Genomic DNA, 26,796 nt, shown 5'->3' with positions numbered 1-26,796 from the left:
CACCTGTGGGCCGGGCGAAGCGCTTCGCCCGGCCCACAGGCCCCTCTCCCCTCCCGCGCCGTCTCATGGAAGGGCCTCATGGCTTCCCGAGCAGCCGCCGGATACCTGTGGCAAGGCGTTGCGATGCTGCGCGCCACCACCAGCCCCGGGCCGGCAGACATCCCCCGCACCCTCGACCTGGACAACGTGGCCGTCACCCGCGGATGGCTGAACCGCATCTGGCAGCGCGAGGACTTCCGCAGCGCGCTGGAGCTGGCCACCCCCGTCCTATCCGACGCCATCGAGGCAGCCGTCCAGGGCAGGCAGACGGAGCCTCGCCACGTCCGCCGCACCGCGCTGTCGACCGTCTCCTACCTCCTTCGTGGCAGCACCGGCCGACCCCGCTCGGCCTGTTCGCCGGCACCGCCCCGGTGACGGTCGGGCCCCGGACAAGCGCGCGGTGGCGCGACAAGCACCGCGTGCTGATCCGGCCGGACTCCGAGTGGGTCACCGACATCGTCCTCCGGCTTCAGCGCACCCCCGCGTTACTGCAGCGGCTTCGGCTCGTCGCCAACAACGCCGCCCGCGCCCGCGGTGATCGGCTCGTGGCGCCAGGCCCGCCCTCCGACGGCCACGCCGTCCTCCTGGCCCCGGTCGAGATATCCGTCCGCAACGCCCGACCGGTGGTCGCCACCCTGGACGCGGCCCGCGCCCTCATCCTCTACGGTGACCTCCACAGCCACCTGCGCCACTGCTTCTCGCGGGCCACCCCGGAGAAGATCGACGCACTGCTCAACAGCCTGGTCGAGCAGCAGTTCCTCGTAACTAGCCTCTGGGCGCCCATGACCACCGTGGACACCTTCCAGCACCTGTGCCGCGAACTGGAACGGCACCAGGCGGACAGTGTCCCCGAGGTGCGGGACTTGGTCCACGCGCTGTACGCCCTGCGCGACGACCTGTCCGCCCACCAGCCGACACTCTCCGACGCCAGCGTGAGTGCCGTCGCCGCGCGGATGCGCACCCTCACCGCCGTCACGCCGACACCGCTGCTCATTGACACCGCCCTTGACTGCGAGACCCAGCTCCCGCAGGCCGTAATCGCGGAAGCGCAGGCAGCCGTGTCGGCCCTCTACCGGACCACCCCACAGCCCTACGGCTACCAGCACTGGCGCGACTACCACCGCCGCTTCCGGGCCCGGTACGGCGTCGGCGCCCTGGTGCCGGTGATGGACCTGGTCGCCGACAGCGGTCTCGGGCTGCCCGCCGGATACGTCGGCTCCGAACGCGGCGGCGTTATGAAGGTACGCACCGACCGCGACGAACTGCTGCTCGCGCTGATGCAGCAAGTCCTCCTCGACGGCCGCGACGAACTACGGCTGACCGACGACATGGTGCACGCATTGGAGAAGGCCGCCGGAACGGACGAACGGCTGTTCGTGCCCCGAGTGGAGATCGCCTTCGAGGTCCACTCCCCCAGCACCCGGGCGCTGTCCAACGGCACCTTCAACCTCCTGCTCACCGCGGCGCCCCGCCCCGGCAGCAGCATGGCGGGCCGGTTCGCCCACATCCTGCCGCCCGAGTACCGAGACGCCCTCGCCGCCACCTACAGCGGGGCACCGGACGGCCTGACGGCGCAGCTCGTGTTCCCGCCGCGCCGGCACCGCAACGAGAACGTCACCCGCACACCGCAACTGCTGCCGCACATCATCGAGCTGTCTGGCCACCAAGAGAGCCACAAGACAACAATCCGGCTGGCCGACATCGCCGTCACCGCCGACCCACGCAGCTTCCACCTCGTGCAGCTCTCCACCGGCCAGCGCATCGACGTGCGGGTCGTGCACGCCCTGGAAGGCGGAACCCAGACCCCGCCGCTGGCACGGTTCCTCGCCGAGGTTGCACACGGGCGGTACGCCGCCTACAAACCGTTCGACTTCGGCGCGGGCTCCCGGCTCCCCTTCCTCCCCCGGGTCCGCTACCGCCGCACCATCCTCACGCAAGCCCGATGGCTGCTGATGGCTGACGACCTGCCCGGCCGCAAAGCTCCGCGGCAGGAGTGGGAGGACGCCTTCACCACCTGGCGGGAGCGGCTGCGAATCCCGATGCAGGTCGCCGTGATCGAGTACGACCAGCGCCTCCCCCTCGATCTGTCCCACCCGGTCCACCTGCGGGTCCTACGCGCCCACCTCGACAACGCCCGGCGCGTGGAGCTGCGCGAGGTCCCGGACACTAACGCCCACGGCTGGATCGGGCGGGCACACGAGATCTGGCTCTCCCTGGGCCGGACCGAGCCGGACACCCCCTACGTGCCCCGGCCGCGCCCGGCGGCGGCAACGGCAACCGGGAGACACTTCCCGGGGGCCGGCGACGTCCTTCTCGCGCAGCTCCACGCCCATCCGCGCCGCTACGACGAGATCCTGAGCCACCACCTCCCCCACCTGCTCGCCGCGTTCGGAGATGAGCCGCCGACCTGGTGGTTCACCCGCCACCGGGAGATGGCCCGGCCGGACGCCGACCAGCACCTCGGCCTCACCTTCCACCTGCCGCCAGGCACGTACGGGGCCGTCGCACGGCGCGTCCGCACCTGGGCGGGCAGCCTGCACAGGACTGGTCTGGCGTCCGGGCTCGTCCTGGCCCCGTACCAGCCGCAGACGGGGCGCTTCGGCAGCGAGGCAACCATGGACGCCGCACACCAGGTGTTCGCTGCGGACTCCGCCGCTGCTCTTGCGCAGATCCAGCTCACCGAGCGCACCGACGACTTCGTACCGCAGGCTCTCGCCGCCGCCAGCGCCCTGCGCCTAGTCACCCCTCTGGCACCGGACTCTGCGGCGACGGAAGAGTGGCTGGTGCGCAACCTCCCTCAGGGCACCGGACGGTTAGACCGGACCCTGCGCAGCCAGGTACTGGAACTTGCCTCGCAGAACGGTACCTACGCGCTCGCGGCCCTCCCCGGCGGCCCACAGGTCACCGAAGCGTGGCGGTCCCGCACCGCGGCCGTGCACACCTACCGGACGGTCTTGACCAGTGAGCGTGAGCCGCTCGACGTCGCCCGATCGCTGCTGCACCAGCACCACGTCCGGGCTCTGGGCGTCGATCCACGCGCCGAGGAAACCACGATCCGGCTCGTGCGAACGGCGGCCCTCCAGCACCGGATGGGGGCCCGATGACCACACCGGCCACCACCGCCGCAGCGTTCCTGGAGCAGTACACCGCTCATCTGGCAGAACCCCCTCCCCCGCCCCCGGAGGAGCCCTGGGCGGTGCAATCGCTCGCCGACGGCGCCGCCGGAATCAGCCTGCTGCACATCGAGACGGCCAGCCGGTACGGCGGTTCCTGGCTTTCCGCCCACCGGTGGATCACGAGCGCGGCCTCCAGGCCCATCAGCGCGGCCGACCAGACGGGCCTGTTCCTCGGCGCCCCGGCCGTCGGCTTCCTCCTTAGCGCCGTCCCTCCGGCCTACCAGCATCTGTACGCCTCAGCGCGCACGATCCTGCACCAGCACATCACAGACCTCGCCAACCGCCGGGCGGACGCCGCGCTCGCCCGCATCGGCAGGGGGGACTTGCCGTCCTTCGCGGAGTACGACCTCTTCTACGGCCTCACGGGGATCGGCGCCTACCTCCTGCGCACCGAGCCCGAAGGCCCAGCCCTGCAGAGGATCTTGCAGTACCTCGTCGCCCTGACCCGGCCGCTCGCCCTCACCGGCCGGGGGCTTCCCGGCTGGTGGGTCCGTCACGACCCGGGGCGCGGCGAGTCCCTCCACTTCCCCGGCGGACACGGCAACTTCGGTGCCGCGCATGGCATTACCGGCCCGCTCCTCCTCCTGGCCCAGGCCATGCGCCACGGCATCACCGTCCATGGCCACCGGGACGCCATGTTCACCATCTGCGAGCACCTCGACGCCTGGTGCCAGCACGATGAATCCGGCCCTTGGTGGCCTGAACACATCTCGCGGCGCGATCTCGACCGCGGACACCCCCACCATGACGCCCCCACCCGTCCGAGCTGGTGCTACGGCACGACAGGCATCGCACGGGCTGGCCAGCTCGCGGGGATCGCCCTGCGCTCACCCACGCTCCAGAAGTTCTACGAGGACGCCCTGCACAGGGCTTTGTCGGATCCCGCGCAACTCGCCCTGGTCATCGACAACGGCCTCTGCCACGGATGGGCGGGCATCTGTCAGACCGCTCACCGAGCAGCCGCAGACGCGCTCGACCCGCGGCTGCACAACCTCGCTAAACGCCTTGGTGACGCCCTCATCGCATCCGGCCAGCCCTGCTCCTCATCGGCTCCCGGCCTGATCAACGGCGCCGCCGGCACCGCGCTCGCCCTCACCACCTTCGCCTCTCAGCAGGCACCGACCACTGGATGGGACGCATGTCTCTTGATCAACTGACTGAGGCAACCGAGTCAAGCCCGACGCAGCACGCCGTCCTCGCCGTCCTCACCGGCCTGTCGCTCGCCGACGCATCCCAGCAGTACCGGATGGACCCCGTGGTCCTCTCCGACGCGATCGCTGTCTATGACCAGGCTGGCCGGGAAGCGCTGGCCCGCCACGCGGCCACCACCGACTGGTGGCAGACATACCTCCACTTCACCGACTGGCAGAACGCCGACACCACCTTCACCACGCACGTCCTGCCCATCCTGCGCGAAGCGGCCACCGACGGCTGGTGGTACACCAGAAAGCACCCCTGCTGGCGTCTGCGTCTCCGGGTCCAGCCCGTAGGCGGCACCAAGCTGGCCATCGGCGACGGCTTCGACCGCCTCGTCTCCGACGGACACCTTCAGCGCTGGTGGCCCAGCATCTACGAACCCGAGACTCCTGCGTTTGGCGGGAAGACCAGCATGACGGCCGCGCACGCCCTGTTCGTCACCGACAGCCGCGAGATCCAGCAGTCGCGCCAGCGCCACGATCTCACCGTCGGGCCCAGGGAACTCTCCGTCCTGCTGTGCACGATCATGATGCGCGCCGCCCGGCTGGAGTGGTACGAGCAGGGCGATGTCTGGGACCGCGTCATCACGACGGAACACCGCTCGGCCATCAGCGACGTTCCAGCGGAACGACTCGACGCCCGAGCCTGCGAGATCCGTACCCTCCTTCTCGCCGATAGCGACGCCCTGCTGCGCTACGGGGGGCCGCTGGAATCCGTTACCGAATGGGCCGCCGCGTTCCGTAGCGCCGGCCAAGCACTCGCCCACGGCATCCAGAACGGGGCACTGGATCGCGGGCTGCGACAGGTGCTCAGCTACCACGTGATCTTCCATTGGAACCGGCTCGGATTTTCCATGCGCGGGCAGAGCATCCTGGCTTGGGCAGCGAGAGCTGCGATCCTGCACGGCGGCGAAGGAGAATAGAGCCCATGCACAGGATTCCCATTGTCGACGGCAACATCCGCTGGCGGTGGCTGGAGCGCGGCGAACTCCCCGCGTACGGGGCGCAGGTCACCATCGCGCCGGGAGGAGAGACCACGTTGAGCCGGGAGGGGTGGACTGCGCCGTTCTGACGGCGCCGGTCTCCGGGCAGCCGGATACGGGCAGACTGAACCGGCGGACGAGGAAGAGAAGGGCACGGCATGGCCGAGCAGGACGAACCCCTGGAGAACTGGGCCGCCCGGCGGGACGCGCGGCGCCCCCGCGTCGGGGAGCAGCGTCCGGCGCCTCTCGCGGGCGAACTGCGGGGCGCGCACGTCGCCCCGGACGCGCCCCGCGGTGTCGAGGTGTGGGACGGGCAGGCGTGGGTGCCGTCCGGAGCGGCATTGGACCGTCATGCGGCGACCGCCGAAACCGGCGGGGACACGACGGCGCGTGCCGAGCGGGTACCGCTGCCAGTGTTCGGGCGTCTCCCCAAGATGCCCGAGCCATACTGGCCGACGATCCCCTTCCACCGTCCTGGCTCCTGAGCCTGCTTGATCAACCCCGTCCGCGCGCATCTCTCCCGAATCGTGCGGGCGGGGTGGCCGCCCTGAAGTACGGCTGCATGGCGATCATGTCCCTCGACGCGGACGGGCAAAGGCCAGGCCCGCTGGGCCCTGCGCTGGAAGAGCGCTCTGAACGCCCTCGACATCACCATCGACGGCAGGCCGCCAGGAGTCACCGACCACGCGCAGGACGGGGCCGGCTGCGGTGTCGGGTGATGTTCAAGCGCGCTCATCGTGTGATGTAGCCGTGGGGACGTTTCTCCGGCTTGACCGCGTAAGGGTTGAGTGGCCTGTCCACGTCGAAGAACAACAGTGGTCTGTTCACGGTTTCCCCCGTCTTCAGCATTATGGACGGCCCCTCGAGCCGGGAGGCTCGCCGCAACGCCGTAAGATTCCCTGCTCAGTTGTAGCCTGCGGGCACCGTTCAGGCCTGGACGCTGGGGGAACACACGTGAACGTTCGGACTCTCGCGCCGAAGAGCATGCCGCGCCCCATGGGGAACGACGGGCATCTACTGCTCGACACGATCTGGCTGTTCTTCATAGGGAACCGCCGGTGGCCGACCTTCGATGACGTTGATCGGAAGCTGTACGCGGCCGGCCTGGACTTCGAAGATGCCGTGCAGCAACTGTGCCCGGCACTACTACGGGGGGTCTCCACCAACCCCCACATGGTGCCGCGCGCCGCAGATCCGCTGCAGCTGACCATCGCTGGCGCTGCGAACTGCAGCGGTACCAGTGGCGCTATCAAACTCTTCCTGCACATGGTGCGGACAGCGGCCCTCATGGAGGCCCACTTCCGGCCCTCGCAGCCCGGTGAGCAGCCGGTACTGCGGCCCGTGGACCTGAGGCCTGCGCCGGACTGGGACCCGAGCTTGCAGACCAAGGAGTCCATGTTCGCTGCGGCCGCGCTCGCACAAAACGAGCCCCCCTTCCGTGGCGGCAGCATCAACCCGGAGGACCTGGGCTGGTCGTTGAACTTCGACCGGACAATTCGGCCGTTCACTGCCGTGGGCCGGCTAGAGGACTACTGGCAGCAAAGGGAGCAGGTGGAGGGGCCGGTGAACACGGAGGCAGCCAAACGCCCCTTCCCCAGCCGGCGAACGGACTTCGTCACGGCGCCCATGCCAGCAGCAGTGGCGGCGCCTCCGGCCACCGTGGCTGCCCCAACGAAGCCGCAGGAGTCCATGTCTGTCACCTGCGTCTTCCATCCACTGATCGCCAAGGTGGCCGCCGAACGGTTCGACACCGGCTTCTACCGCGACGCGGTAAGTCGCGCATTCCAGGCGGTCGAGCACCGTGTGCAGGAGCTGGCCGACTGTGATCAGACCGGCGTGTCGCTCATGGGCTTCGCCTTCAACACCAACTCAGGCCCGCCGAAGCTCACGGTCACCCGGTCCACGGGCAGCAACCTGGGCGGCGAACAGACCGGCATGCAGTTCCTCTTCAAAGGCGCAGCAGGCGCGCTGCGCAACCCCCGCATGCACGGGCCGGACGAGAAGGACGACCGCGACGAGGCCGCGGAGATGCTGGCCTTCGCCAGCTTCCTGATGCGACGCCTCGACATCGAGGACGACAAGCGCAAGGCCGCCGCATTGGAGTCGTGACCGCACGCTGCCTCTAAGCTGGCTGCGGGCGCGGGGCCCGCACGCCTGGAGGGGCAGCCGTGAGGCACCTGCGTGAACTGCTGATCGACGCATGGTCGTGGCTCAACTACCAGCAGGCGACGGCCCACCCCAGTCGGCCGGGCCATCACCCGTTCCCTGAGCTGAACGCCTCGTGGGTTCCGTCCGAGGATCTGCGACGGCTGGCCGCCTACAGACGGCGGTGCCGACGCGGAGGCGAAGGCCAAGCCGAAGCCCCGTACGTCGACGCGCAAGCAGGCCGACGAGCAGTAGCCCAGCCTAGCCCGGCCCGGCACACCCCACGCGCGGGGGTGTCGGGCCGGACCGCTACCCGGAAGGAGAGCCTCGTGGACGCAGCAGTCCTGGCCTGGCTCCTTGCGCAGCTCGGCCCCGCCACCGACCAGCCCGACCTGCAGGCCCGCTCCGCGCGGTTCGGCACCGCGCGGAGCGTCGCGCTGGAGGTGCTGTACGAGCGGCGGGCGAAGCTGCTGGCTTAGCCGCTGCAGCTGACCGTGAACGGGGTCGCCACCTCGACCAGTCCGCCAACCTCACCGGCCTGGAACGGCAGATCGCCAGGAGCGACAGCTGCCGGAGAACGGGCTCCGTGTGGAGGTCACCGATATCGATCCCACGCCAGTGGCTCTCTCCCACGCTCTTCCTGTCGAAGCCGAGGGAGGACAGTTCAGTTCACCCTCCCCCACAAGAAATTGGCCGCACAAATGAAAATTCGAGCAATCTCCGCCTCTACGGTCAGCAGATTCCGCGCCCGGGGGGATCACCTCCGCTTGCGCGGAAAACACGGGGAACGGTCGGCGCGCGCCGTTACGGCAATGTCGCGGCTATCAGTCCACTACTGCTTCACCCGCCCCTTACGCTCACGGCAGTTCGCCTACGGCAGACACCCATGACTTGAGACCGCGCGAACACCATGCCATCGTACGGATGCTGGCAAAACCGCAGCTCAACGAGAGGAAGATTCAGCGCCATGGACTGCTGAGCCCGGGATCGACGTCGCACCTCAGCTCTCCATGAGGCAGCCAATACGTTCACTACCAGAATCTCCCGGCTGCACCAAGCCCAGACTTCTCCAGATCGTGGGTGCATCAACGTTTCTCAGCCTGGAGGCCGGAGATGCACGACGAGATCGCACCCACACATGAAGCCGCGTTCTTGAATCTGAACAAGGCAGCCGAATACCTTGGCATTTCGTCAAACACCCTATATGTCTGGCGTCATCGACGACAGGGCCCGCCGAGCTTCCGCATGGGCCGCCGCGTCATGTACAGGATCTCGGCGCTCAATGAGTGGGTCATAGCGCAGGAGCAGGCGGATCCACGTTCCAACGCTTCTCTCAATCCTCTCACTCAGAAGCCGATAAAGCGCTCCGTACGCACTCCTTGAACGCTACCCACGGACCCGAAAGCGGTGCGTCGATCACTCGGAGTCTAGGCGCACAACTACCGACAATGCCGTACGACCACACCCAACTGAGTTCATAGGAGAACATTCCCTTGGCGGGGTACATAGAAGACCGTTGGCTCAAGAAGAAGCCCAACAGGGACACCGGCAAGCGGGAGCGAACTGCCCTGTGGGGCCAGGGCAAGCGCTATCGAGTGAAGGGCATTCCGGGTGTCCGGGACCGCTCGTTCGAGACGAGCGAGGACGCGAAGCAGTGGCTCGCCAAGGCGCAGACCGACACCACGCGTGGTGAATTCGTCGACCCCCGTGACGGCGCGATTCCCCTCGCCCAGTACATCGAGAAGCACTGGTGGCCGAGCCGATCGGACGAACCGTCGACCGCCGCCCCCATGCGCAGCAAGATCTGGAACCACATCATCCCGTTCCTGGGCGCAACGGCACTCCGGGACATCGACGCTGCCGTGCTACGCGCTTGGAAGACCCAGTTGTTGACACGGGTCGAGTCGTCCACGGCCCAGGTCATCTGGATCCACCTCTCCACGATCCTCGAAGCCGCCGTCGACGACGGCCGCCTTGTCAAGAACCCCTGCAAGGCCAGCCGGACTGTCAAGGCCCCCAAACCTGCGAAGAGGAAGGCCAAGGCATGGACCAGGCCGACCGTGGATGCCGTCCGGGCGGGCCTCCACGATCGATACCGCATCGCGGTGGACCTCGGTGTCGGACTCGGCCTACGCCAAGGCGAGGCGTTCGGCCTCGGCGAGGATGACTTGGACTTCGATGCCGGTGTCGTACACGTCCGCCGACAGCTGCGGTGGGACTCCAAGGGAAGGCCGTACTTCTGCCTGCCCAAGGGCGGCAAGACGCGAGAGGTTCCCCTCTCCCCCAACCTCGCCAGGCGTGTCCAGGACCACCTGCACCGCTTCCCTTCGGTCGCCTGCACGCTCCCGTGGCGCAACCCTGAACCGCCGACGACCGAGTTGGAAGCGCGACAGCGCAAACCGATCAGCGTCCGACTGGTCCTGATCACTTCGCAGGAGAATCGAATCAACTACTCGAAGTGGAACGAGCTGAGCTGGCGGCCCGCACTCGCGGCGGCCGGCGTCGTGAAGAAGGTCGGCGAGGAAGCCAAGACGTACGGAGGCCGCAGCCGTCGGTACCCCGTCTACGAACTCTCTCGCGAGGACATGTTCCACGTCCTCCGACACACGTACGCGAGTACCCAGCTTGAGGCCGGCGAGTCGATCATGAGCGTGTCGGCGTGGCTCGGGCACGCCTCGCCGCAGACCACGCTGACGCACTACGCTCACTTCATGCCCGGCGCGGGAAGGCGGGGCCTCGCCGCCATGGACGAGTGGTTCGATCAAGATCCACAACCGAATGTCCCTGAGAAGTCCCTGGGCGCCTCACAGGCTCAGAGCACGCCACGAAGTCGCAGGTGAGAGCGGCAATCGCGCACGCCGACAACATGTACATCGACTACATGCACCTCAACGCCCCGGTGCACACCTGGCCGGTGGACTGAGGCGGGAAGAGGGCACGCGGGCCGGGCGGCCCGGTCAGGACCCCGCTCTCTGTTCGCCGGTCCCCGTTTCGGCGGCGGCTTCCTCCGGCAGGACGGGGCGGCCGGTCTCCGGGCGGCGCACCACGAGCCGGCTCACGGTGTACGACATCTCGGTGGTCTCGCGGCGGGGCGGCGGGTGGTAACGGCCGCCGCAGACCGACAGGTTGACGATGAGGTAGGCGTGCCAGCCGCGTCCGGTGCCGCGCCGGTCGGAGAAGACGCGTCTGCCGTTGACCCACCAGTCCACCGAGCGGGCGCCGAACTCGGTGCGCAGGTCGACCCAGGCGCCGGGGCCGATCATCTCGTCGCGGTGGTAGCGGTTGCCGCCGCGCACGTGGTTGGTGAACTCCAGCAGGTCGGGGTTGTCCGGGTGGTACTCGAAGACGTCGACCTCCTGGCCGCCGTCCCGCCAGGTCCAGATGGCGGGCCAGGCGCCGATCTCGCGGGGCAGGCGGACGCGGGCCTCCAGGATGTCGCCGGCCCGGACCTGGAAGCCGTCCGGGCTGCCCTCGGTGGTCAGCAGTCCGGCGTTCCACCGGCCGTCCGGTCTGCGTCTGGCCCGGAAGACGCCCGAGCGGCTGTAGGCGGGATCGGCCACCAGGTGGTCGAGTTTGTCGTCGCCCGGGTTGACCGGGCCGCCGTCGGGATAGGCCCAGGAGCGGCCCGCCACCCACTGCTCTTCGGACGTGAAGTCGGCGGTGAACACCACGTCGGAAGCGGCGGCGGAACGCGGACCGGGGAGGGGGGCGCCCGGATTCGGTTCGTGCATGTCCGTTTTCTCTCCGTCCTGCGACCCGCCATGCACCCGGACCCGGACATCAGCACAGAAAGTACCCGAACGAGTGAATCCGGGACGGGGGTACGGCCGCGCAGGCGCGCGGACGGGTGCGCCCGGGGTCCGTGCGGCGGCGCGGGGGCCAGGGCTTTCGTAGGCTGAGACGTGCCCGAAGCTCCTCTGGGACGGTGTTCCGCAGGCGGGAGACATCAGTGATCGAACTGGCCGCGGCCTTCGCCGTCGCGGGTGCCGCGAGCAACGCCATGGGGACCGCGTTCCAGCGCAAGGCGGCCTCCACCAGCGAGCGCACCGGACTGAAGCTGCTGGCGGAGCTGGTGCGCCGCCCGGCCTGGGTGCTGGGCATGGCCGGGGTGATCGGCGCCGCGGTGTTCCAGAGCCTGGCGCTGGTCAACGGACCGCTGGCCCTGGTACAGCCGCTGTTCATCCTGGAGCTGCCGTTCGCGCTGCTGATCGTCGGCCCCCTGCTGCACCGGCATCTGCCCCGCTACGGCTGGTGGGGGGTCGGCGGGGTGGTGCTGGGCCTGGCCGTGCTGCTCGCGGCGGCCGCGCCGCACGGAGCGGGCGACCAGGCGCCGATGGCCCGCTGGATCCCCGCGCTGGTGCTGTGCGTCGGGGCGGTGGTCGTGGTGACGCTGCTGGCTCGCCACGAGCGTCCGGCCGCCGGCCGTGCCGCCCTGCTGGCCTCGGGGTCGGCGATCGCCAACGCGCTGACCGCGGCCTTGCTGAAGTCGGCCACGGGGACGTTCGCCGACGAGGGCTTCGTCGCGTTCCTCACGTCCTGGCAGACGTACGGGTTCGCGCTGGCGGGCACGGCGGCGGTGCTGCTGCTGGAGAACGCGCTCCAGGCGGGCCCGCTGGCCGCCGCCCAGCCCGCGCTGACCATCGGGGACGCGGTGGTCAGCCTGGCCCTCGGGGTGTTCCTCTTCAAGGAGCGGATCCGCACCGGCTGGTGGCTGGTGCCCGAGGCGCTGGGGGCCGTCCTGATCATCGGGGGTGTGCTGGTGCTGAGCCGGGCGGTGCAGAACCTGATCGAGCGCCCGCCGCCCGGCTCGGACGACTGAGCCGGGGTCCTCCCGGACAGCACTGCGGGCCGTCGTCCGGGACGACGGCCCGCAGGCGTTCGGGGGGGTGTCAGCCGCCCTGGTTCACCTTGGCCAGCGCCTTGGCGAGCCCGTTGGCCCAGAGCTGGTTGACGCGGGACCGCTCGGTCGCGTTCGGGTAGCGGTTGGTGCAGGAGGTGCCGGGGCCGCCGCCGGACATCAGCTCGCTGCAGGGGCCGCTGTAGTGGTCGGGCAGGCCCAGCACGTGTCCGGTCTCGTGCGCGGTGACCCGGATCGAGTCGTACTGCTGGTTCTGCGCGTAGTCGAGGAAGATGTAGCCCCGCCCGTGGCCGTCGGTCGAGGCGTACGAGCCGCGCGAGTCGTTGCCCTCGCGGTAGGAGAAGTTGCCGGTGCCGGTGGTCGAGGCGAGCTTGACGTTGGAGACCGAGCTGTTCCAGATGGACGTGGAGCTCGATATCTGCGAGCGGAAGCTCGGCGCCGCCGAGGCGTTGTAGTAGACGGTGACCGCCTTGAGGCTCGGGTTCTCGGCCCGCTGCTCGGCGACGGACTTCAGCACCGCGTCGAAGAACGCCTTGCTGTTCGCCGACTCCTGGGCCGACCCGGTGTAGCCGGCCTGCGGGGCGGCGACGGGGGCGGGCTGGGCGGTCGCGGGGGTGGCGGCGCCGAGGGCGGCGGCGGCCACGCCGAGACCGAGGGCGAGGAAGGATCTGACGGTCTTGGCGGACGTACGGGACGACGTCATGTGGGGTCCTCGTTTCGTACGTGTGGGGTGGGCCGTCCGTATGGGGGTGGACGACCGGTTGCCCCTGAGTCTCGGGCAGGTCAACGGCCGCCGGATGATGGCAAGTTGGGATAACACAGGGCTATCGCCGGGCTGTCACGGTGCTGTCGCCCCGCCGTCGCGCGGACCCCGGACGCGACGGACCGCGGGTCCGGACACGACAAAACCGCGGACCGCCGCACAGGGGCGACGGTCCGCGGTTCCGTGGTGTCCGGCCGAACGGGCCGGGAGGTCAGCGGGCCTGGTTCACCTTGGCCAGCGCCTTGGCGAAGCCGTTCGCCCACAGCTGGTCGACCCGGGCGCGCTCGTTGGCGTCCGGGCTGGAGTTGGTGCAGGACGGGCCGGGGCCGCCGCCGGACATCAGCTCGCTGCACGGACCCTCGTAGTGGTCGGGCAGGCCGAGCACGTGGCCGGTCTCGTGCGTGGTGACGCGCACCGAGTCGTACTGCTGGTTCTGGGCGTAGTCGAGGAAGACGTAGCCGCTGCCGTGGCCGTCGGTGGAGGCGTACGAGCCGCGCGAGTCGTCGCCCTCGCGGTAGGAGAAGTCGCCGGTGCCGGAGGTGGCCGCCAGCTTGACGTTGGAGACCGAGCTGTTCCAGATCGAGGCGGAGCTCGATATCTGCGAGCTGAAGCTCGGCGCCGCCGAGGCGTTGTAGGTGACGGTGACCGACTGCAGGCCCGGGTTGGCGGCCTGCTTCTCGGCGACCGACTTCATGACCGCGTCGAAGAACGCCTTGTTGTTCGCCGCTTCCTGGGCCGAGCCGGTGTAGCCGGTGTGGGCGGCGACGGGGGCGGGCTGGGCGGATGCCGGGGTGGCGGTGCCGAGCGCGGTGGCGGCGACACCGAGGCCGAGGGCGGCGAGGATTCTGGTGGTCTTGGCGGGCATGGCGGAGGAAGTCATGTGGGGGGCTCCTCTTTTCGATGCGTGTGGGGGTGGCCTGTCGTTCGAGTGGGGGTGAACGGCTGGCTGCCCCCGAGTCTTGGATAGATCAACAGCCCACGGATAATGGCAAGTTGCGATAGCGCCGGGCTATCACCGGCGACTCGTGCCGGTGCGCGGCGATTTATGCGTCTGGCGTGAGCATGCAGAACCCACCTAGGCTCCCGTCATGGAGCTAGAGGTGAGGCACTTCCGGGTTCTGTGCGCCATCGCCGATGCGGGCAGCCTGCATCAGGCGGCGCGCGAACTCGGTCTGGCCCAGCCCTCGTTGAGCACCCAGTTGCGCCGCATCGAGCAGGCCCTCGGCGGCCGCCTCTTCACCCGCGGCCACACCGGCTGCCGGCCCACGCCGCTCGGCCGGCTGGTGCTCGGCCGCGCCCGGCCGCTCATCGGGGAACTCTCCGCGCTGGTCACCGAGGCCCGCGCGGCCGCCTCCCACGCCTCCGCCGGGCCTCGGCTGCGCATCGGTGCCACCGCCAGCCGCGCGCTGCCGGGGTGGCTGCGCCGGCTGCGCTCACGCGTCCCGGCGGCCGAGCCCTCGCTCCAGATGGACGCGTCCGCGAACGCGCTGCTGCGCCTGGTCGCCGAGGGCGCGCTCGACCTGGCCTTCGTGCACGAGGTGGAGGGCAGCCCGCTGCGGGTCCCCGCCGGGCTGCGCCTGCGGGTGCTGGTGGAGCGCGAGCCGCAGTTCGTCTCGCTGGCCCCCGACCATCCGGCGGCCGCCCGGACCGAGGTGCGGCTGGCGGAGCTGGCCGAGGAGCGGTGGATGGTCGACTCCACGGTGGACGGCGAGTGGGACGCGCTGTGCCGGGTGCTGCGCGAGGCCGGGATCGAGCCGGACATGCTGCACGGCGACTACCTCACCGCCTACTCCCTGGCCGCCACCGGTGAGGTCGTCACGGTCAGCCAGCCCACCGCGGGGCCCCGCTCCGACCTCGCCATCCGGCCCCTGCACGGCGACCCGATCGGCGTGCGGCTGCTGCTCGCGGCGCGCACCGACACCGACCTCGACCGGGGTTTCCCGGAACTGGCGGACGCCTACTGGGAGGTGGCCCACCAGTCGCCGGCCTACCGGGACTGGCTCGGACGCGTTCCCGAGCCGTCACCGGCGGCCCGCTTCGGGCCCATGACCCGGACCCTGCCGGGCCCCGCGCACCGGCCCGGTCAGGTCCCGGACCCGAACGTCCGCGTGGTGTAGGCGCATTCGGTGTAGATGTAGCCCGACCTGAGCCGGGCGGTGTCGGAGGCGGGTGCCCCGGAGCCGGTGCCGTCCGGCCGGTGCACGAAGTACGTGGTGCCGACGGGCAGCCGGATGCTGCGCTGCGGGTAGTCGCGTCCGCTGTCGGAGCACGGCTTGAACCCGGTCGTGATGGTCGCGGCCAGGGAGTACGCCGTGCAGCCGCCGCACGCCTTCAGGGTGAAGCTGCCGGTGACCGGGCCGGTGTAGAGGACGGTGATGTCGTGGGGGCTGTCGTTCTTCACCGTGACCGAGATGCTGCCGCCGGAGGCGGTGGTGGGCAGCTTCCGGCCCGCCTCCGGCAGGGTCTGGGCGACCTCGGCGCCTATGGCGATCTTCTTGGCCCGGTCCCTCTTCCCTCCCCCGCCGTTGTCGGACACATAGCTCTGCATGCTCTTGCGCGCCCCGGCGAAGTCGCCGTCCTCGAACTGGTCGACCCCGCACTCGTACGCGCCCGCGTCGCCGCCGCGCTCGGCGCGGGCGGCTGCGGCGGTGAGCGCGGCGGATGCCGCACCGGCCGAGGCGGAGAGGTCGGTGGCGCGGGTGCCGAGGCCGTGCAGCCGGTCCACGGCGGTGCAGGGCGCGTCCCCGCGGACGCCGCCGGCCGCGGTGCTCACGGCCTTGTCGACGGCCGGAGCCACCTTGGCGGCCGCCGGTGCGCCGGGGAAGGTGGTGAGCAGCTCGCGGAAGTGGGCGACCCACGCCTCCCCGCCGTCGGTGAGGTCGGCCGCGCCGCACTCGTAGAGCGAGGTGGCCAGGCGGTCGTCGGGCCAGTGGGTGAGGGTGCCGAGCCGCTCCGCGGGAAGGGTGCGGGGCACCGTGCGCAGGAACCGCAGGGGTTCGACGGCCACGCAGTACTCCCCCCTGCCGTACGCGGCACCGACGGAGGTGTAGTAGGCGCGCATCCGGGCGGGGACGCGGTCGGCGGCGCGCGAGCCGGGGTGGTCGACCGCGAGGTCGCGGTAGACGGCGAGGGCCGAGCGGTAGTCGGAGCGGGAGGCGGCGAAGGTGTGCCGCCCCGCCGCCGCCACCATGTCGTCGGCCTTCTGCAGCCGGTCGAGCAGGGCCTGTTGCCGGGCCTCCTCGCGGGCGCCGTCGTACCAGAGCGCGCCGCCCGCCGGCACGGCGAGCAGCACCAGGCCCAGCAGCAGGGCGAGGGGCGCGCGTACCGTCACCGGGGTGCGCAGGCCCGCGTGGGCGCCGTGGGCGGCGGCGAGCAGCAGGACGACGCCGTAGCCGACGAGCACCCCCGCGGGCACGCCGTCGGCGTCGGCGGGCAGGGCCACGAAGAGCAGGACGGCGGTGGCGACCAGGCAGAGCGCGAGCGGCGCCCATCTTCGGAGCAGGGCGTAGCCGAGGCCGAGTCCGCTCAGGTTGAGCAGGGCCATGGCCGCGGCGCGCGGCACGCTCGGCGGCGCGGGCGGCGGGCCGGGTGGCATCGGCGGAACGGTGAAGTGCTGGTCCGGACCGTACGGTGCTTCCGGCATGTCGGCTCCCCCTGTCAACCGCCCCGGCTCCCGCAGTCCTTCAGTCTACGGCGGGTCGCCGGAGCGCGACAGAGGGTGTGCGGCGGGCACGACGGGCGGGCGCGGGCGCCCGGTTCACGTGAGACTGGGTCTCGGACGACCGATCGGCGGCCGGGAGGCGATGGGCGGTGAACGCCGTCAACCCAACGGACAGCGCGTCGCTGCTGTCCGCCTTCGGTGCCCTGGGCGTGCTGGTGGTGACGTTCGCCGAGTCCGGTCTCCTCGTCATCGGCTTCTTCCTGCCGGGCGACACGCTGCTGTTCCCGGCCGGGGTGCTCTGCGCGGCCCAGCAGGGCGGGCAGCCGCCGCGGCTGGTGCTGTGGCAGGTGATGCTGTGCGCGGGCGTGGGGTCGGTCGTGGGCGCCCAGGTGGGGTTCCTGATCGGGCGGCACGGTGGCCGGGCGCTGCTGACCCGCACCTCCAGCCACCGGGTCAGGGAGGGCGCGGCACGCGCGGAACGGCTGCTGGCCCGGTACGGGTACCGCAAGGCGCTGCTGATCGGCCGGTTCGTGCCGATGCTGAGGTCGGTGCTGCATCCGGCAGCCGGTGCGCTGGGGGTGCCCGTGCGGACCTTCACCATCTGGCAGACGGTCGCCGGGGTGCTGTGGTCCCAGAGCCTGGTCCTGGCGGGCTGGGCGCTGGGCTCGTCGGTGAAGCACGTGGACGATTACCTGCTGCCGCTGATCGCGCTGGTCGTCGTGGTCTCCCTGCTGCCGCTGCTCGTGGAGGCGGTCCGCTCCCGGCGCGGCCGGGACCGTGAGCGGAGGGGCGATACGGGCGACTGAGCGGGTCTCCCCGCCCCGGGCGTCACCCGCCCGGCCCAACCGTAAGTCCGCCCGGGGAGCGGAGCCGCGTGCCCGGTGTGACCTTGGTGGGAGGAATGCTCCGGGCACCGGCGAGGAGGCGGCATGGCCGACAGGGAAGGCGAGGGCGGCGCGGCGTGCGTCGTCACGGCCGGCCGCGACATCCCCGAGGGGCTGTCCGGCGATCCGTTCGCGCAGGTGGGCGCGGTCGCCGACGCCGTGCTGTACGAGGGCTACCTGCTCTACCCCTACCGCCGCTCCTCGGCGAAGAACCGGGTCCGCTGGCAGTTCGGGGTGCTGCTGCCCCGTGACTGGGTGGAGGCCGACGGTCCGGTGACCGAGGGCATCTCCGGTTCGGCGGACTCCTGGTACCAGCGCACCGAGTGCCTGGTGCGGGCGGTCCCCGGTGCGGTGCTGCGGGCGCGCGTGCGCTGTCTGCAGCTCCAGCGCAAGCAGGTCGAGGCGCTGGGCGACGACGGACGGCACCGGCCGGTCGAGTCGCTGCGCGCGGACGACGGCACCGCGCACCTGAGCTTCGACGAGGCGGTCCCGTACGAGACCGACCTGCGGTGGCCGCTGGCGGAGCTGCTGCGCGGCCCGTGCGCGGCCGAGGTGTCCGTTCCCCCCGCCGTCGAGACGGAGATCCTGGGCGCCGGACGGGTGGTGCGCCGCCGGGAGCGGGTGCCGGCGCGCACCACGGCCGGAGCCGAGGACCTCGGGGGCGGTCTGTACCGGGTGTGGGTGCGCACCGAGAACACGGGCCGGGCGCCCGACGTCCGTTCCCGGCGTGCCGAGGCGCTGCGGCGGGCGCTGCTCGCCGCGCACACCCTGCTCGGCGGCGAGGGACTGGAGTTCGTGTCGCAGACCGACCCGCCCGCCGCGCTGCGGGAGCGGGCGCGCGCGTGCCGCAGCGCCTTCACCTTCCCCGTGCTCGGCGGACCGGCCCCCGAGGGCGAGGACGGGGCCACCGGGCCCGTGCTGCTCTCGGCGCCGATCATCCTCCCCGACCATCCGCAGGTGGCGCCGGAGAGTCCGGGCGATCTGCACGACGCGGCGGAGATCGACGAGATCCTGACGCTGCGCACGATGCTGCTGACCGACGAGGAGAAGGCGGAGGCACGGGCGACCGACCCGCGGGCCGCCCGCATCCTCGACCGGGTCGACACGATGCCGCCCGAGATGTTCGCCCGGCTGCACGGCGCGATCCGCTCGCTGGCCCCGGCCGCGCCCGCCGCCGCGCCCGCCCCGGCCCGGCCCGCCTGGTGGCAGGAGGGCGGCGACGAGGGCCTCTCCCCGACCACGGACACGGTGACGGTGGACGGCGTCCCGCTCGGGGCCGGCCACCGGGTGCGGCTGCGGCCCGAGCTGCGGGGCGCGGACGCCCAGGACATGTTCCTGGTGGGACGTACGGCCGAGGTGGCCGGTGTCTTCCACGACGTGGACGGCAGTGTGCGCCTGGCGGTGACCGTGGACGACGATCCGGCCGCCGAACTGCACGGCTGGTACGGCCGTTTCCATTACTTCCGGCCCGAAGAGGTCGAGCCCCTCACCGACGGCGCCGCAGCGCGCCCCTGAGAACCCGCCGGATTCCAGGACCGGACGTCCCTGACGGCGACCCCTACTCCCCAGCGGCCGACCGACCGCAGCGAAGGGCAGGCGACATGACCAGCGACAGCCACACCACCGCGGCCGGTGAAAGCGCCGGACGACCCGGGGAAGCAGCGGGGATGGACGAGATCACCATCCTGTGGATCTCGGAGGGGATGAGCTGCGACGGCGACACCGTCTCCCTGACGGCGGCCATGCAGCCCTCCATCGAGGACGTCGTCCTCGGCCTGATCCCCGGCCTGCCCAAGGTCAACCTGGTCAACAAGGTGCTCTCGCCGAGCCTGGGCGGCGAGGACTTCCTCACGCCCTACCGGCAGGCGGCGCGCGGCGAGCTGGAGACACCGTTCATCCTCGTCATCGAGGGCTCGGTGCCCAACCAGGACATCATCGAGGGCGACGGCTTCTGGACGTCGTTCGGCAACGACCCCGCGACCGGGCAGCCGCAGACGATCAACTGGTGGATCGACCAGCTCGCCCCGAAGGCGTGGGCGGTCGTCGCGGCCGGGACCTGCGCCACCTACGGCGGCATCCACGGCATGGCCGGCAACCCGACCGGTTCCATGGGCCTGGGCGACTACCTGGGCTGGGACTACCGGTCGACGGCCGGGCTGCCCATCGTCAACGTGCCCGGCTGCCCGATCCAGCCCGAGAACTTCATGGAGACCCTGGTCTGGGTGCTCCAGCACGCCGCGGGCAGCGCCCCGCCGCCCCCGCTGGACGAGATGCTGCGTCCGCAGTGGCTGTTCGGCAAGACGGTCCACGAGGGCTGCGACCGCGGCTCGTACTACGAGCAGGCCGACTTCGGGCTCGACTACAACTCCCCCAAGTGCCTGGTGAAGACCGGCTGCTGGGGTCCGGTGGTCAACTGCAACGTGCCCAAGCGCGGCTGGATGGCCGGGATAGGCGGCTGCCCCAACGTCGGCGGCATCTGCATCGGGTGCACCATGCCCGGTTTCCCGGACGCGTTCATGCCGTTCATGGACGAGCCGCCCGGCGGCACCCTGTCGTCCCTGGTCATCAAGCCGTACGGGGCGGTCGTGCGCCGGCTGCGCGGGGTGACCAACGAGATGGTCAACCACGAGCCCAAGTGGCGGCACCGCAAGCGCAAGCTGACCAGCGGCTACGACCCGTACTGGCGTCCCTGACGCCGGGGCCGCCGCACCCCGCACCCACCCCCGTCCGCACCACCCCGACAGCGAGGGGCAGTACCGCAGATGACGACCACCGAATCCCGGCCCACAGGACGCAAACCCGCCCAGATCGTGGACATGTCGTGGGACCCGGTCACCCGGATCATCGGCAACCTGGGCATCTACACGAAGATCGACTTCGCCAACCGGGAGGTGACGGAGTGCCACAGCACCTCGTCGCTGTTCCGCGGCTACTCGGTCTTCATGAAGGGCAAGGACCCGCGTGACGCGGGCTTCATCACCTCGCGCATCTGCGGTATCTGCGGGGACAACCACACCACGTGCTCCAACTACGCCCAGCAGATGGCGTACGGCATCAAGCCGCCGCCGATGGCGGAGCACATCACCAACCTCGGCGAGGCCGCCGAGTACATGTTCGACCACACGATCTACCAGGACAACCTGCTGTTCGTGGACTACTGCGAGGCGATGGTCAAGGCCACCAACCCCGGTGTCCTCGCCCGCGCCGAGCGCACCGAGGCGCCGCGCGGCGCCATCCACGGCTACCGGACCATCGCCGACATCATGCGCTCGTACAACCCGTTCGAGGGCAAGGTGTACAAGGAGGCGCTGAAGATCAGCCGGGTCACCCGCGAGATGTTCTGTCTCATGGAGGGCCGCCACGTCCACCCCTCGACGCTGTATCCCGGCGGCGTCGGCACGATGCCGCAGCCCGGCATCTTCACCGACTACCTGAGCCGGCTGATGCACATCATCGACTTCGTCAAGAAGTCGGTGGCGATGGCGGACGACATCTTCGACTTCTTCTACGAGGCCCTGCCGGGCTACGAGGAGGTCGGCCGGCGCCGCATCCTGCTGGGCTGCTGGGGCGCGTGGCAGAACCCGGCGGTGGCGGACTACCGCTACGAGACGATGAACGAGTGGGGCAAGGCGATGTACGTCACCCCCGGCGTCGTCGTCGACGGCCAGCTCGTCACCAACAACCTGATCGACATCAACCTCAACCTCCGGATCATGCTCGGCAGTTCGTACTACGACGACTGGGTCAACGAGCAGCCCTTCGTCACGCACGACCCGCTGGGCAACCCGGTGGACATGCGCCACCCGTGGAACCAGACCACCGTCCCGGTCCCGCAGAAGCGGGAGTTCGACGGCAACTACAGCTGGGTGATGAGCCCGCGCTGGTACCACCAGGAGACGGACAAGCACCTCGCGCTCGACACCGGCGGCGGCCCGCTCGCCCGCCTGTGGTCGACCGCGCTGAGCGGCCTGGTCGACACCAAGTACGTCACCTCGGGCGACGGCAAGGTGCGCATCCAGCTCCCCAAGGGCGAGTCGCTGCCGGAGACCACCCTGGAGTGGCACGTCCCGCAGTGGAGCAACACCATCGAACGCGGCCGCGCCCGGCCGTACTTCGTGGCCTACGCGGCCGCGATGGCGCTGCAGTTCCTGGAGGAGTCCATGGACCTGCTGCGGGCGGGCGAGACCAAGGTGTTCCAGGACTTCGAGGTCCCGGACGAGGCGATCGGCTGCGGCTTCCACGAGGCCGTGCGCGGCGTGCTCTCGCACCACCTGGTGATCAAGGACAAGAAGATCGCCAACTACCACCCGTACCCGCCGACCCCGTGGAACGCGAGCCCGCGCGACATCTACGGCACGCCCGGCCCGTACGAGGACGCGGTGCAGGGCCAGCCCATCTTCGAGGAGAACGGGCCGGACGACTTCAAGGGCGTCGACATCATGCGCACCGTGCGCAGCTTCGACCCCTGTCTGCCGTGCGGCGTCCACATGTACATGGGCAAGGGCAAGACGCTGGACGTCGTGCACTCGCCCACGTTCGGGGTGAACCATGGCTGACGGCGCCCGGCTCGCCGACCCGGCCGTCGAGGCCCGGCTCGCCCGGCTCGACGTGCTGCTGGAGCGGCTGGAGTCCGGCGACGGGCCGGACGGGGCACTGGAGACGGTCGGCCTCCTGACCGAGGTCTACGGCGAGGCTCTGGCCCGGATGCTCGACGGCGCCGGCCCCGCCCTGCTGGAGCGGGCGGCCGGCGACGAGCTACTGGCGCACCTGATGGTGCTGCACTCCCTGCACCCCGAGCCGCCCGAGCGGCGCGCCGAGCGTGCGGTGGAGCGGCTGGCCCCGGCGGTGCGCGAGCGCGGCGGTGACCTGCTGTGGCTGGGCGTCGAGGACGGGGTGGCCAAGGTCCGCGTGGACACGGGCGGCGGCGGCTGCGGCGCGGGATGCGGCGGGGGCGGCGGTGACGTCACCGAGGTGGTGCGGGCGACCGTGCTGGCGGCGGCCCCGGAACTGCGGGCGGTGGAGGCGGTCGCGGCGGAGCGGGCGAGGCCGCCCGCGTTCGTGCCGCTCGCCACGCTCACCACGCGGGGTGCCGGGCGGCCGCAGGAGGCGCGGTGAGCGGGGCGCTGGCCCGGCTGATCCGCTCCGGCCCTGCCGTGGCCGGGGCCGCGCGGCCCGAGGTGTGCGAGCTGTGCGCGGCGCCGGTGGCCGAGGAGCATCCGCATCTGTTCGAGACGGCGGCCGACGACGTCCGCTGTGTCTGCGGTCCCTGCTCGGTGCTCTTCTCCGAGCAGGGGGCGGGCGGCGGCCGGTACCGGCCGGTGCCCCGGCGCCGGGTGCGGCTCGCGCCCGTCGACACGGCCGCGCTGGGCGTGCCGGTGGGTCTGGTGTTCTTCCGTCCGCGCACCGACGGCACGGTGACCGCGCAGGGGCCGAGCCCGGCCGGGGCCATGCGGTGGGAGGTGGACTCCGGCGCCTGGCACGGCCTGGCCGCCACGTGTCCGCGGCTCGCCTCCGTGGTACCCGACGTGGAGGCCCTGCTCATCAACACGGTGCGCGGCCAGAAGGAGCACTGGATCGTGCCGGTCGACGACTGTTTCCGGATGGTCGCCCTGGTCCGCGCCGAGTGGCGGGGGCTGTCCGGCGGCGGCCGGGTGTGGCCGGCCGTCGAACGGTTCTTCGCGGAGCTCACCGAGCGTTCGTGAAGCCCAGAGAGGAGACGAGCATGGGCAGGATCAGAGTGGGCCGCCCCCAGGTGAAGCCGGACACGCCGACGCATGTGCCGGGCCTGCACGAGGGCAACGAGGGCCCCTATCAGGGGCAGAAGGGGCACCACGAGGACGGCACCGCCGACGCGAGCCGCTCCACGGGTATCCGCAGCAAACGGCACGACGCCGTCCTGGACGTCATGCCCAACATCCCGCCGGGATGAGAGGGCGGGAGATGAGAGGGCAGGAAGTGAGCGCCATGAAGGTCGAGAGAGCCGTTCAGGAGGCGGAGCGCACCGTGTGGTCGGGGCGGCGGGTGCTTCTCGCCCAGGCCGCCGTGCTGGCCGGCCTGACGCTGCTGCTGCTGGTGAAGGAGGTTCCCGGCATGATCCGGGAGATCAAGATCTACCGGATGACCGGGGGCCTGCGCACGGCCCGCCGGCACCCCTGAGGCACCGGTGCACGAGCTGTCGATCGCGACCGCGATCGTGGAGCGGGCCGGGGAGATCGCCCGCGCGGACGGCGGCGGGGACGTCTCCTCGGTGACCGTCCGGGTGGGCGAGCTGGCGGGTGTGGTGCCCGACGCGCTGGACTTCGCGTTCGAGGTGGCCCGGGAGGGCACCTCGCTCGCCTCGGCCCGGCTGGTGGTGGAGCGGGTGACGGCGCTCGCCTGGTGCGGCGGGTGCGCGGAGGAGTTCGCGGTGGGCATGCCGCCGTTCTTCTGGTGCCCGGCCTGCGACGAGCCCTCGCGGGATCTGCGCAGCGGACGGGAGCTGGAGATCACCGCCGTGGAGTAAGTGCCCTGAACCCCGTACGCGCGGACCGGCCCCGCCCTCCTGGAGGGCGGGGCCGGTTCGTGCGGGGCCCGGTCAGCAGATGCGGGGCAGTTGCTCGCCGAGCGGCAGGTCCAGCACGCGGGTGCCGCCGAGCGCGGTGGCTACGGTGACCATGCCGGGGTGCTCGGCCACGCACTCCCCGATCAGCGCGGCTCCGGCGCCCTGCGGGTGGGCGCGCATCGCGGCGAGCATCGCCTCGGCGTGCTCGCGGGGGACGAAGGCGACGAGCCTGCCCTCGTTGGCGACGTAGAGCGGGTCCAGGCCGAGGAAGCCGCAGGCGTTCGCCACCTCTTCGGGCACCGGCACGGCCCGTTCGGTGAGCCGGACCCCGGTGCCGGAGGCGCGGGCGATCTCGTTGAGGGAGGCGCCGAGGCCGCCCCTGGTGGGGTCGCGCAGCACGTGCACGTCCTTGGTGACGGCGAGCATGGCGGCGACGAGACCGGCGAGCGGCGCGGTGTCGGAGGAGATCCGGACGCCGAACTCCAGCCCCTCCCGGACGCTCATCACCGCGACCCCGTGCAGTCCGATCGGTCCGCTGACGATGACGGCGTCACCGGGCCGGGCGCGCTGGGGGCGGATGTCGACGCCGTCGGGGACGAGTCCGACGCCCGCGGTGGTGACGTACACGCCGTCGCCGTGGCCGGACTCGACCACCTTGGTGTCGCCGGTGACGACGGTGACGTCCGCCGCGCGGGCGGCGGCGCCGAGCGCCTGGGCGACGCGTCCGACGACGTCGAGTGCGACGCCCTCCTCCAGGACGAACGCCGTCGAGAGGTACGCGGGCCTGGCGCCGCTCATCGCCAGGTCGTTGACGGTGCCGTTGACGGCGAGGTCGCCGAGGCAGCCGCCGGGGAAGAACAGCGGGCGCACCACGTAGGAGTCGGTGGAGAACGCCAGCCGGGCGCCGCCGAGTTCGAGCACGGCGGAGTCGGTGAGCGCGGCCAGGGCGGGGTTGCCGTAGGCGGGGGCGAAGACCTGGTCGATCAGCTCGGCGGACAGCGCGCCGCCTCCGCCGTGGCCCATGACCACCACACCCTGGTCGCGCAGGGGGGCGGGGCAGGTCCAGCCGGCGGGGTCGACGGGGGTGTCGGTGAGGTCAGCCAACGGTGTTCATCTCCTCTCGCGGGACGCGCGATCCGCGGGGTGCGGGGCCGCCTTCCATGCGGCGGTAGAGGTAGTAGGCGGCGCAGGCGCCCTCGCTGGAGACCATGGTGGCGCCGAGCGGGGTGCGCGGGGTGCAGGCGGTGCCGAACGCCTCGCACTCGGTGGGCTTGATCAGTCCCTGGAGCACCTCTCCGGCCCGGCACACGGCAGGCTCCTCGGTGCGGATGCCGGTGACGTCGAAACGGTGCTCGGCGTCGTAGGCGCGGTACGCCTCGGCGAGGCGCCAGCCGCTGGCCGGGATGGGGCCGATGCCGCGCCAGTTGCGGTCGACCACCTCGAAGACGTCGCTGAGCATGCGCAGGGCGGCGGGGTTGCCCTCCTCGCGGACGGCACGCGGGTAGGCGTTCTCCACCCGGTGTTCGCCGCGCTCCAGTTGGTGCACGGCGCGGCGGATGCCCTCCAGGATGTCCAGCGGTTCGAACCCGGTGACCACCATGGGCACCCGGTGCCGTTCCGCGAGCTCCGGGTACTCGGCGGTGCCCATCACGCTGCACACGTGCCCGGCGGCGAGGAAGCCCTGCACGCGGCATTCGGGGGCGGTCATGATGGCGTCGATCGCCGGAGGCACGCGGACGTGGCTGACCAGCAGGCTGAAGTTGTCCAGGCCGAGCCGCCGGGCCTGGTGGACGGCCATGGCGTTGGCGGGGGCGGTGGTCTCGAAGCCGATGGCGAAGAACACCACCTGCTTGTCGGGGTTCTTGCGCGCCAGGTCGAGCGCGTCGAGCGGGGAGTACACGACGCGTACGTCGCCGCCCTCGCCCTTGACCCGGAAGAGGTCGCGGTCGGTGCCGGGGACCCGGAGCATGTCGCCGAAGGAGCAGAAGATCACCTCGGGCCGGGCGGCGATGTCGAGCGCCTTGTCGATGACGTCGAGGGGGGTGACGCACACCGGACAGCCGGGGCCGTGGATCAGCTCGACCTCATCGGGCAGGAGCTGGTCGATGCCGTGCCGGATGATGGAGTGGGTCTGGCCGCCGCAGACCTCCATCAGCGCCCAGGGCCGGGTGGCGGTGGCGCCGATCTCGTCGAGCAGGCGGCGGGCCAGCGCGGGGTCGTTGAACTCGTCGATGTACTTCACCGGTTCTCGCTCCCGCTTCCCTGCCGCTCGGCCTGCTCCCAGGCGTCGCCGAACTCCTCCTCCAGCAGTCCGAGTTGCTCGAACAGTTCCAGCGAGGCGCGGGCCGACTCCTCGTCGAGCTTCTGGAGGGCGAAGCCGACGTGGACGATGACGTACTCCCCCACGTGGACGTCGGGCAGGTACTCCAGGCACGCCTGTTTCCGCACTCCGCCGAAGTCGATGAGCCCGGTGCGCGGGTCGGCGCCATCGTCGATGGCCACGACCTTGCCGGGCACTGCAAGACACATGGGTCACTCCGTCTCGTCGTC

Annotated in this window: 28 protein-coding genes; 21 read left to right on the top strand and 7 right to left on the bottom strand. The window is 71.2% G+C overall.

Going from position 1 to position 26,796, the window contains the following annotated elements; genetic code table 11:
• Positions 1-78: 78 nt before the first annotated feature.
• The 10 genes from ABZ898_RS11450 (at position 79) to ABZ898_RS11405 (ending at position 10,379) form a co-directional block, all read left to right on the top strand.
• Positions 79-414: a lantibiotic dehydratase gene (locus ABZ898_RS11450; RefSeq protein ID WP_361655900.1), complete on the top strand. Its 336-nt coding sequence runs from the start codon at positions 79-81 to the stop codon at positions 412-414.
• Positions 411-3,143: a lantibiotic dehydratase gene (locus ABZ898_RS11445; RefSeq protein ID WP_361655897.1), complete on the top strand. Its 2,733-nt coding sequence runs from the start codon at positions 411-413 to the stop codon at positions 3,141-3,143. Before ABZ898_RS11450 ends, ABZ898_RS11445 begins: the two co-directional genes overlap by 4 nt.
• Positions 3,140-4,372, top strand: a complete 1,233-nt coding sequence (locus tag ABZ898_RS11440) for a lanthionine synthetase C family protein (protein WP_361655894.1) — start codon at positions 3,140-3,142, stop codon at positions 4,370-4,372. Before ABZ898_RS11445 ends, ABZ898_RS11440 begins: the two co-directional genes overlap by 4 nt.
• Positions 4,354-5,334 carry a thiopeptide-type bacteriocin biosynthesis protein gene (locus ABZ898_RS11435; RefSeq protein WP_361655891.1) on the top strand — a complete coding sequence of 327 codons (981 nt, stop codon included), beginning with the start codon at positions 4,354-4,356 and terminating at the stop codon, positions 5,332-5,334. The genes ABZ898_RS11440 and ABZ898_RS11435 overlap by 19 nt, the downstream gene beginning before the upstream one ends.
• A gap of 5 nt (positions 5,335-5,339) precedes the next feature.
• Positions 5,340-5,483, top strand: coding sequence for a hypothetical protein (locus tag ABZ898_RS11430; RefSeq protein WP_361655889.1), 144 nt, complete (start codon positions 5,340-5,342; stop codon positions 5,481-5,483).
• Positions 5,484-5,552: 69 nt separating this feature from the next.
• Positions 5,553-5,879 carry a DUF6087 family protein gene (locus tag ABZ898_RS11425; RefSeq protein WP_361655887.1) on the top strand — a complete coding sequence of 109 codons (327 nt, stop codon included), beginning with the start codon at positions 5,553-5,555 and terminating at the stop codon, positions 5,877-5,879.
• Between the two features lie 469 nt (positions 5,880-6,348).
• Positions 6,349-7,503, top strand: a complete 1,155-nt coding sequence (locus ABZ898_RS11420; RefSeq protein WP_361655884.1) for a TIGR02391 family protein — start codon at positions 6,349-6,351, stop codon at positions 7,501-7,503.
• A 365-nt stretch (positions 7,504-7,868) separates the two neighbouring features.
• Positions 7,869-8,018, top strand: coding sequence for a hypothetical protein (locus tag ABZ898_RS11415; RefSeq protein ID WP_361655881.1), 150 nt, complete (start codon positions 7,869-7,871; stop codon positions 8,016-8,018).
• 634 nt (positions 8,019-8,652) lie between these two features.
• Complete coding sequence (locus tag ABZ898_RS11410) at positions 8,653-8,922, top strand: helix-turn-helix domain-containing protein (RefSeq protein ID WP_361655878.1); 270 nt, start codon at positions 8,653-8,655, stop codon at positions 8,920-8,922.
• A 110-nt stretch (positions 8,923-9,032) separates the two neighbouring features.
• The gene (locus tag ABZ898_RS11405) at positions 9,033-10,379 is read left to right on the top strand and encodes a site-specific integrase (protein WP_361655875.1); all 1,347 of its coding nucleotides are present in this window, start codon (positions 9,033-9,035) and stop codon (positions 10,377-10,379) included.
• Positions 10,380-10,496: 117 nt separating this feature from the next.
• On the opposite strand, the gene ABZ898_RS11400 is transcribed toward ABZ898_RS11405, so the two are convergent.
• On the bottom strand, positions 10,497-11,270 hold the full coding sequence (locus ABZ898_RS11400; RefSeq protein WP_361655872.1) for a beta-glucanase: 774 nt from the start codon (positions 11,268-11,270) through the stop codon (positions 10,497-10,499).
• Between the two features lie 218 nt (positions 11,271-11,488).
• Between ABZ898_RS11400 and ABZ898_RS11395 the strand changes: the two genes are divergently transcribed.
• The gene (locus ABZ898_RS11395; protein ID WP_361655869.1) at positions 11,489-12,358 is read left to right on the top strand and encodes a DMT family transporter; all 870 of its coding nucleotides are present in this window, start codon (positions 11,489-11,491) and stop codon (positions 12,356-12,358) included.
• 70 nt (positions 12,359-12,428) lie between these two features.
• On the opposite strand, the gene snpA (ABZ898_RS11390) is transcribed toward ABZ898_RS11395, so the two are convergent.
• Together snpA (ABZ898_RS11390) and snpA (ABZ898_RS11385) are read right to left on the bottom strand one after the other, a co-directional pair.
• Positions 12,429-13,100, bottom strand: a complete 672-nt coding sequence (gene snpA / locus ABZ898_RS11390; protein WP_361655866.1) for a snapalysin — start codon at positions 13,098-13,100, stop codon at positions 12,429-12,431.
• Positions 13,101-13,371: 271 nt separating this feature from the next.
• Positions 13,372-14,040 (bottom strand): snapalysin, encoded by a 669-nt coding sequence (gene snpA / locus ABZ898_RS11385; protein WP_361655863.1) that lies wholly within the window; start codon positions 14,038-14,040, stop codon positions 13,372-13,374.
• Between the two features lie 208 nt (positions 14,041-14,248).
• Between snpA (ABZ898_RS11385) and ABZ898_RS11380 the strand changes: the two genes are divergently transcribed.
• Entirely contained in the window at positions 14,249-15,277 is a 1,029-nt protein-coding gene (locus tag ABZ898_RS11380; RefSeq protein WP_361655860.1) for a LysR family transcriptional regulator, read from the top strand.
• On the opposite strand, the gene ABZ898_RS11375 is transcribed toward ABZ898_RS11380, so the two are convergent.
• Positions 15,244-16,803: a hypothetical protein gene (locus tag ABZ898_RS11375; RefSeq protein ID WP_361655858.1), complete on the bottom strand. Its 1,560-nt coding sequence runs from the start codon at positions 16,801-16,803 to the stop codon at positions 15,244-15,246. The two genes, ABZ898_RS11380 and ABZ898_RS11375, sit on opposite strands and share 34 nt — an antisense overlap.
• A gap of 167 nt (positions 16,804-16,970) precedes the next feature.
• Here ABZ898_RS11375 and ABZ898_RS11370 point away from each other — a divergent pair, with 167 nt between their 5' ends.
• From ABZ898_RS11370 to ABZ898_RS11330, 9 genes are all read left to right on the top strand, one after another.
• Positions 16,971-17,627: a DedA family protein gene (locus ABZ898_RS11370; RefSeq protein ID WP_361655855.1), complete on the top strand. Its 657-nt coding sequence runs from the start codon at positions 16,971-16,973 to the stop codon at positions 17,625-17,627.
• A gap of 123 nt (positions 17,628-17,750) precedes the next feature.
• Positions 17,751-19,220, top strand: a complete 1,470-nt coding sequence (locus ABZ898_RS11365; RefSeq protein ID WP_361655853.1) for a hypothetical protein — start codon at positions 17,751-17,753, stop codon at positions 19,218-19,220.
• Between the two features lie 152 nt (positions 19,221-19,372).
• Positions 19,373-20,398 (top strand): hydrogenase expression protein HypE, encoded by a 1,026-nt coding sequence (locus ABZ898_RS11360; RefSeq protein WP_361656300.1) that lies wholly within the window; start codon positions 19,373-19,375, stop codon positions 20,396-20,398.
• A 69-nt stretch (positions 20,399-20,467) separates the two neighbouring features.
• Positions 20,468-22,261 carry a nickel-dependent hydrogenase large subunit gene (locus tag ABZ898_RS11355; RefSeq protein WP_361655850.1) on the top strand — a complete coding sequence of 598 codons (1,794 nt, stop codon included), beginning with the start codon at positions 20,468-20,470 and terminating at the stop codon, positions 22,259-22,261.
• Positions 22,254-22,820 carry a NifU family protein gene (locus tag ABZ898_RS11350; protein WP_361655848.1) on the top strand — a complete coding sequence of 189 codons (567 nt, stop codon included), beginning with the start codon at positions 22,254-22,256 and terminating at the stop codon, positions 22,818-22,820. The genes ABZ898_RS11355 and ABZ898_RS11350 overlap by 8 nt, the downstream gene beginning before the upstream one ends.
• Entirely contained in the window at positions 22,817-23,407 is a 591-nt protein-coding gene (locus ABZ898_RS11345) for a DUF5947 family protein (RefSeq protein ID WP_361655846.1), read from the top strand. The genes ABZ898_RS11350 and ABZ898_RS11345 overlap by 4 nt, the downstream gene beginning before the upstream one ends.
• A gap of 20 nt (positions 23,408-23,427) precedes the next feature.
• Complete coding sequence (locus ABZ898_RS11340; protein WP_361655843.1) at positions 23,428-23,634, top strand: hypothetical protein; 207 nt, start codon at positions 23,428-23,430, stop codon at positions 23,632-23,634.
• A 35-nt stretch (positions 23,635-23,669) separates the two neighbouring features.
• Positions 23,670-23,861, top strand: a complete 192-nt coding sequence (locus ABZ898_RS11335; protein WP_361655840.1) for a hypothetical protein — start codon at positions 23,670-23,672, stop codon at positions 23,859-23,861.
• A 7-nt stretch (positions 23,862-23,868) separates the two neighbouring features.
• On the top strand, positions 23,869-24,207 hold the full coding sequence (locus ABZ898_RS11330) for a hydrogenase maturation nickel metallochaperone HypA (protein ID WP_361655837.1): 339 nt from the start codon (positions 23,869-23,871) through the stop codon (positions 24,205-24,207).
• 72 nt (positions 24,208-24,279) lie between these two features.
• On the opposite strand, the gene hypE is transcribed toward ABZ898_RS11330, so the two are convergent.
• The 3 genes from hypE to ABZ898_RS11315 are packed head-to-tail and all read right to left on the bottom strand — an operon-like array spanning position 24,280 to position 26,775.
• Positions 24,280-25,350, bottom strand: coding sequence for a hydrogenase expression/formation protein HypE (gene hypE, locus ABZ898_RS11325; RefSeq protein ID WP_361655834.1), 1,071 nt, complete (start codon positions 25,348-25,350; stop codon positions 24,280-24,282).
• The gene (gene hypD / locus ABZ898_RS11320; protein WP_361655832.1) at positions 25,343-26,488 is read right to left on the bottom strand and encodes a hydrogenase formation protein HypD; all 1,146 of its coding nucleotides are present in this window, start codon (positions 26,486-26,488) and stop codon (positions 25,343-25,345) included. The genes hypE and hypD overlap by 8 nt, the downstream gene beginning before the upstream one ends.
• On the bottom strand, positions 26,485-26,775 hold the full coding sequence (locus tag ABZ898_RS11315; protein WP_361655829.1) for a HypC/HybG/HupF family hydrogenase formation chaperone: 291 nt from the start codon (positions 26,773-26,775) through the stop codon (positions 26,485-26,487). Before ABZ898_RS11315 ends, hypD begins: the two co-directional genes overlap by 4 nt.
• Between the last annotated feature and the right edge of the window lie 21 nt (positions 26,776-26,796).

Origin of the sequence: Streptomyces sp. NPDC046860 (genome assembly GCF_040645115.1) — a bacterium.
Taxonomy (GTDB): domain Bacteria; phylum Actinomycetota; class Actinomycetes; order Streptomycetales; family Streptomycetaceae; genus Streptomyces.
This window is presented reverse-complemented; position numbering and strand designations above follow the sequence as displayed.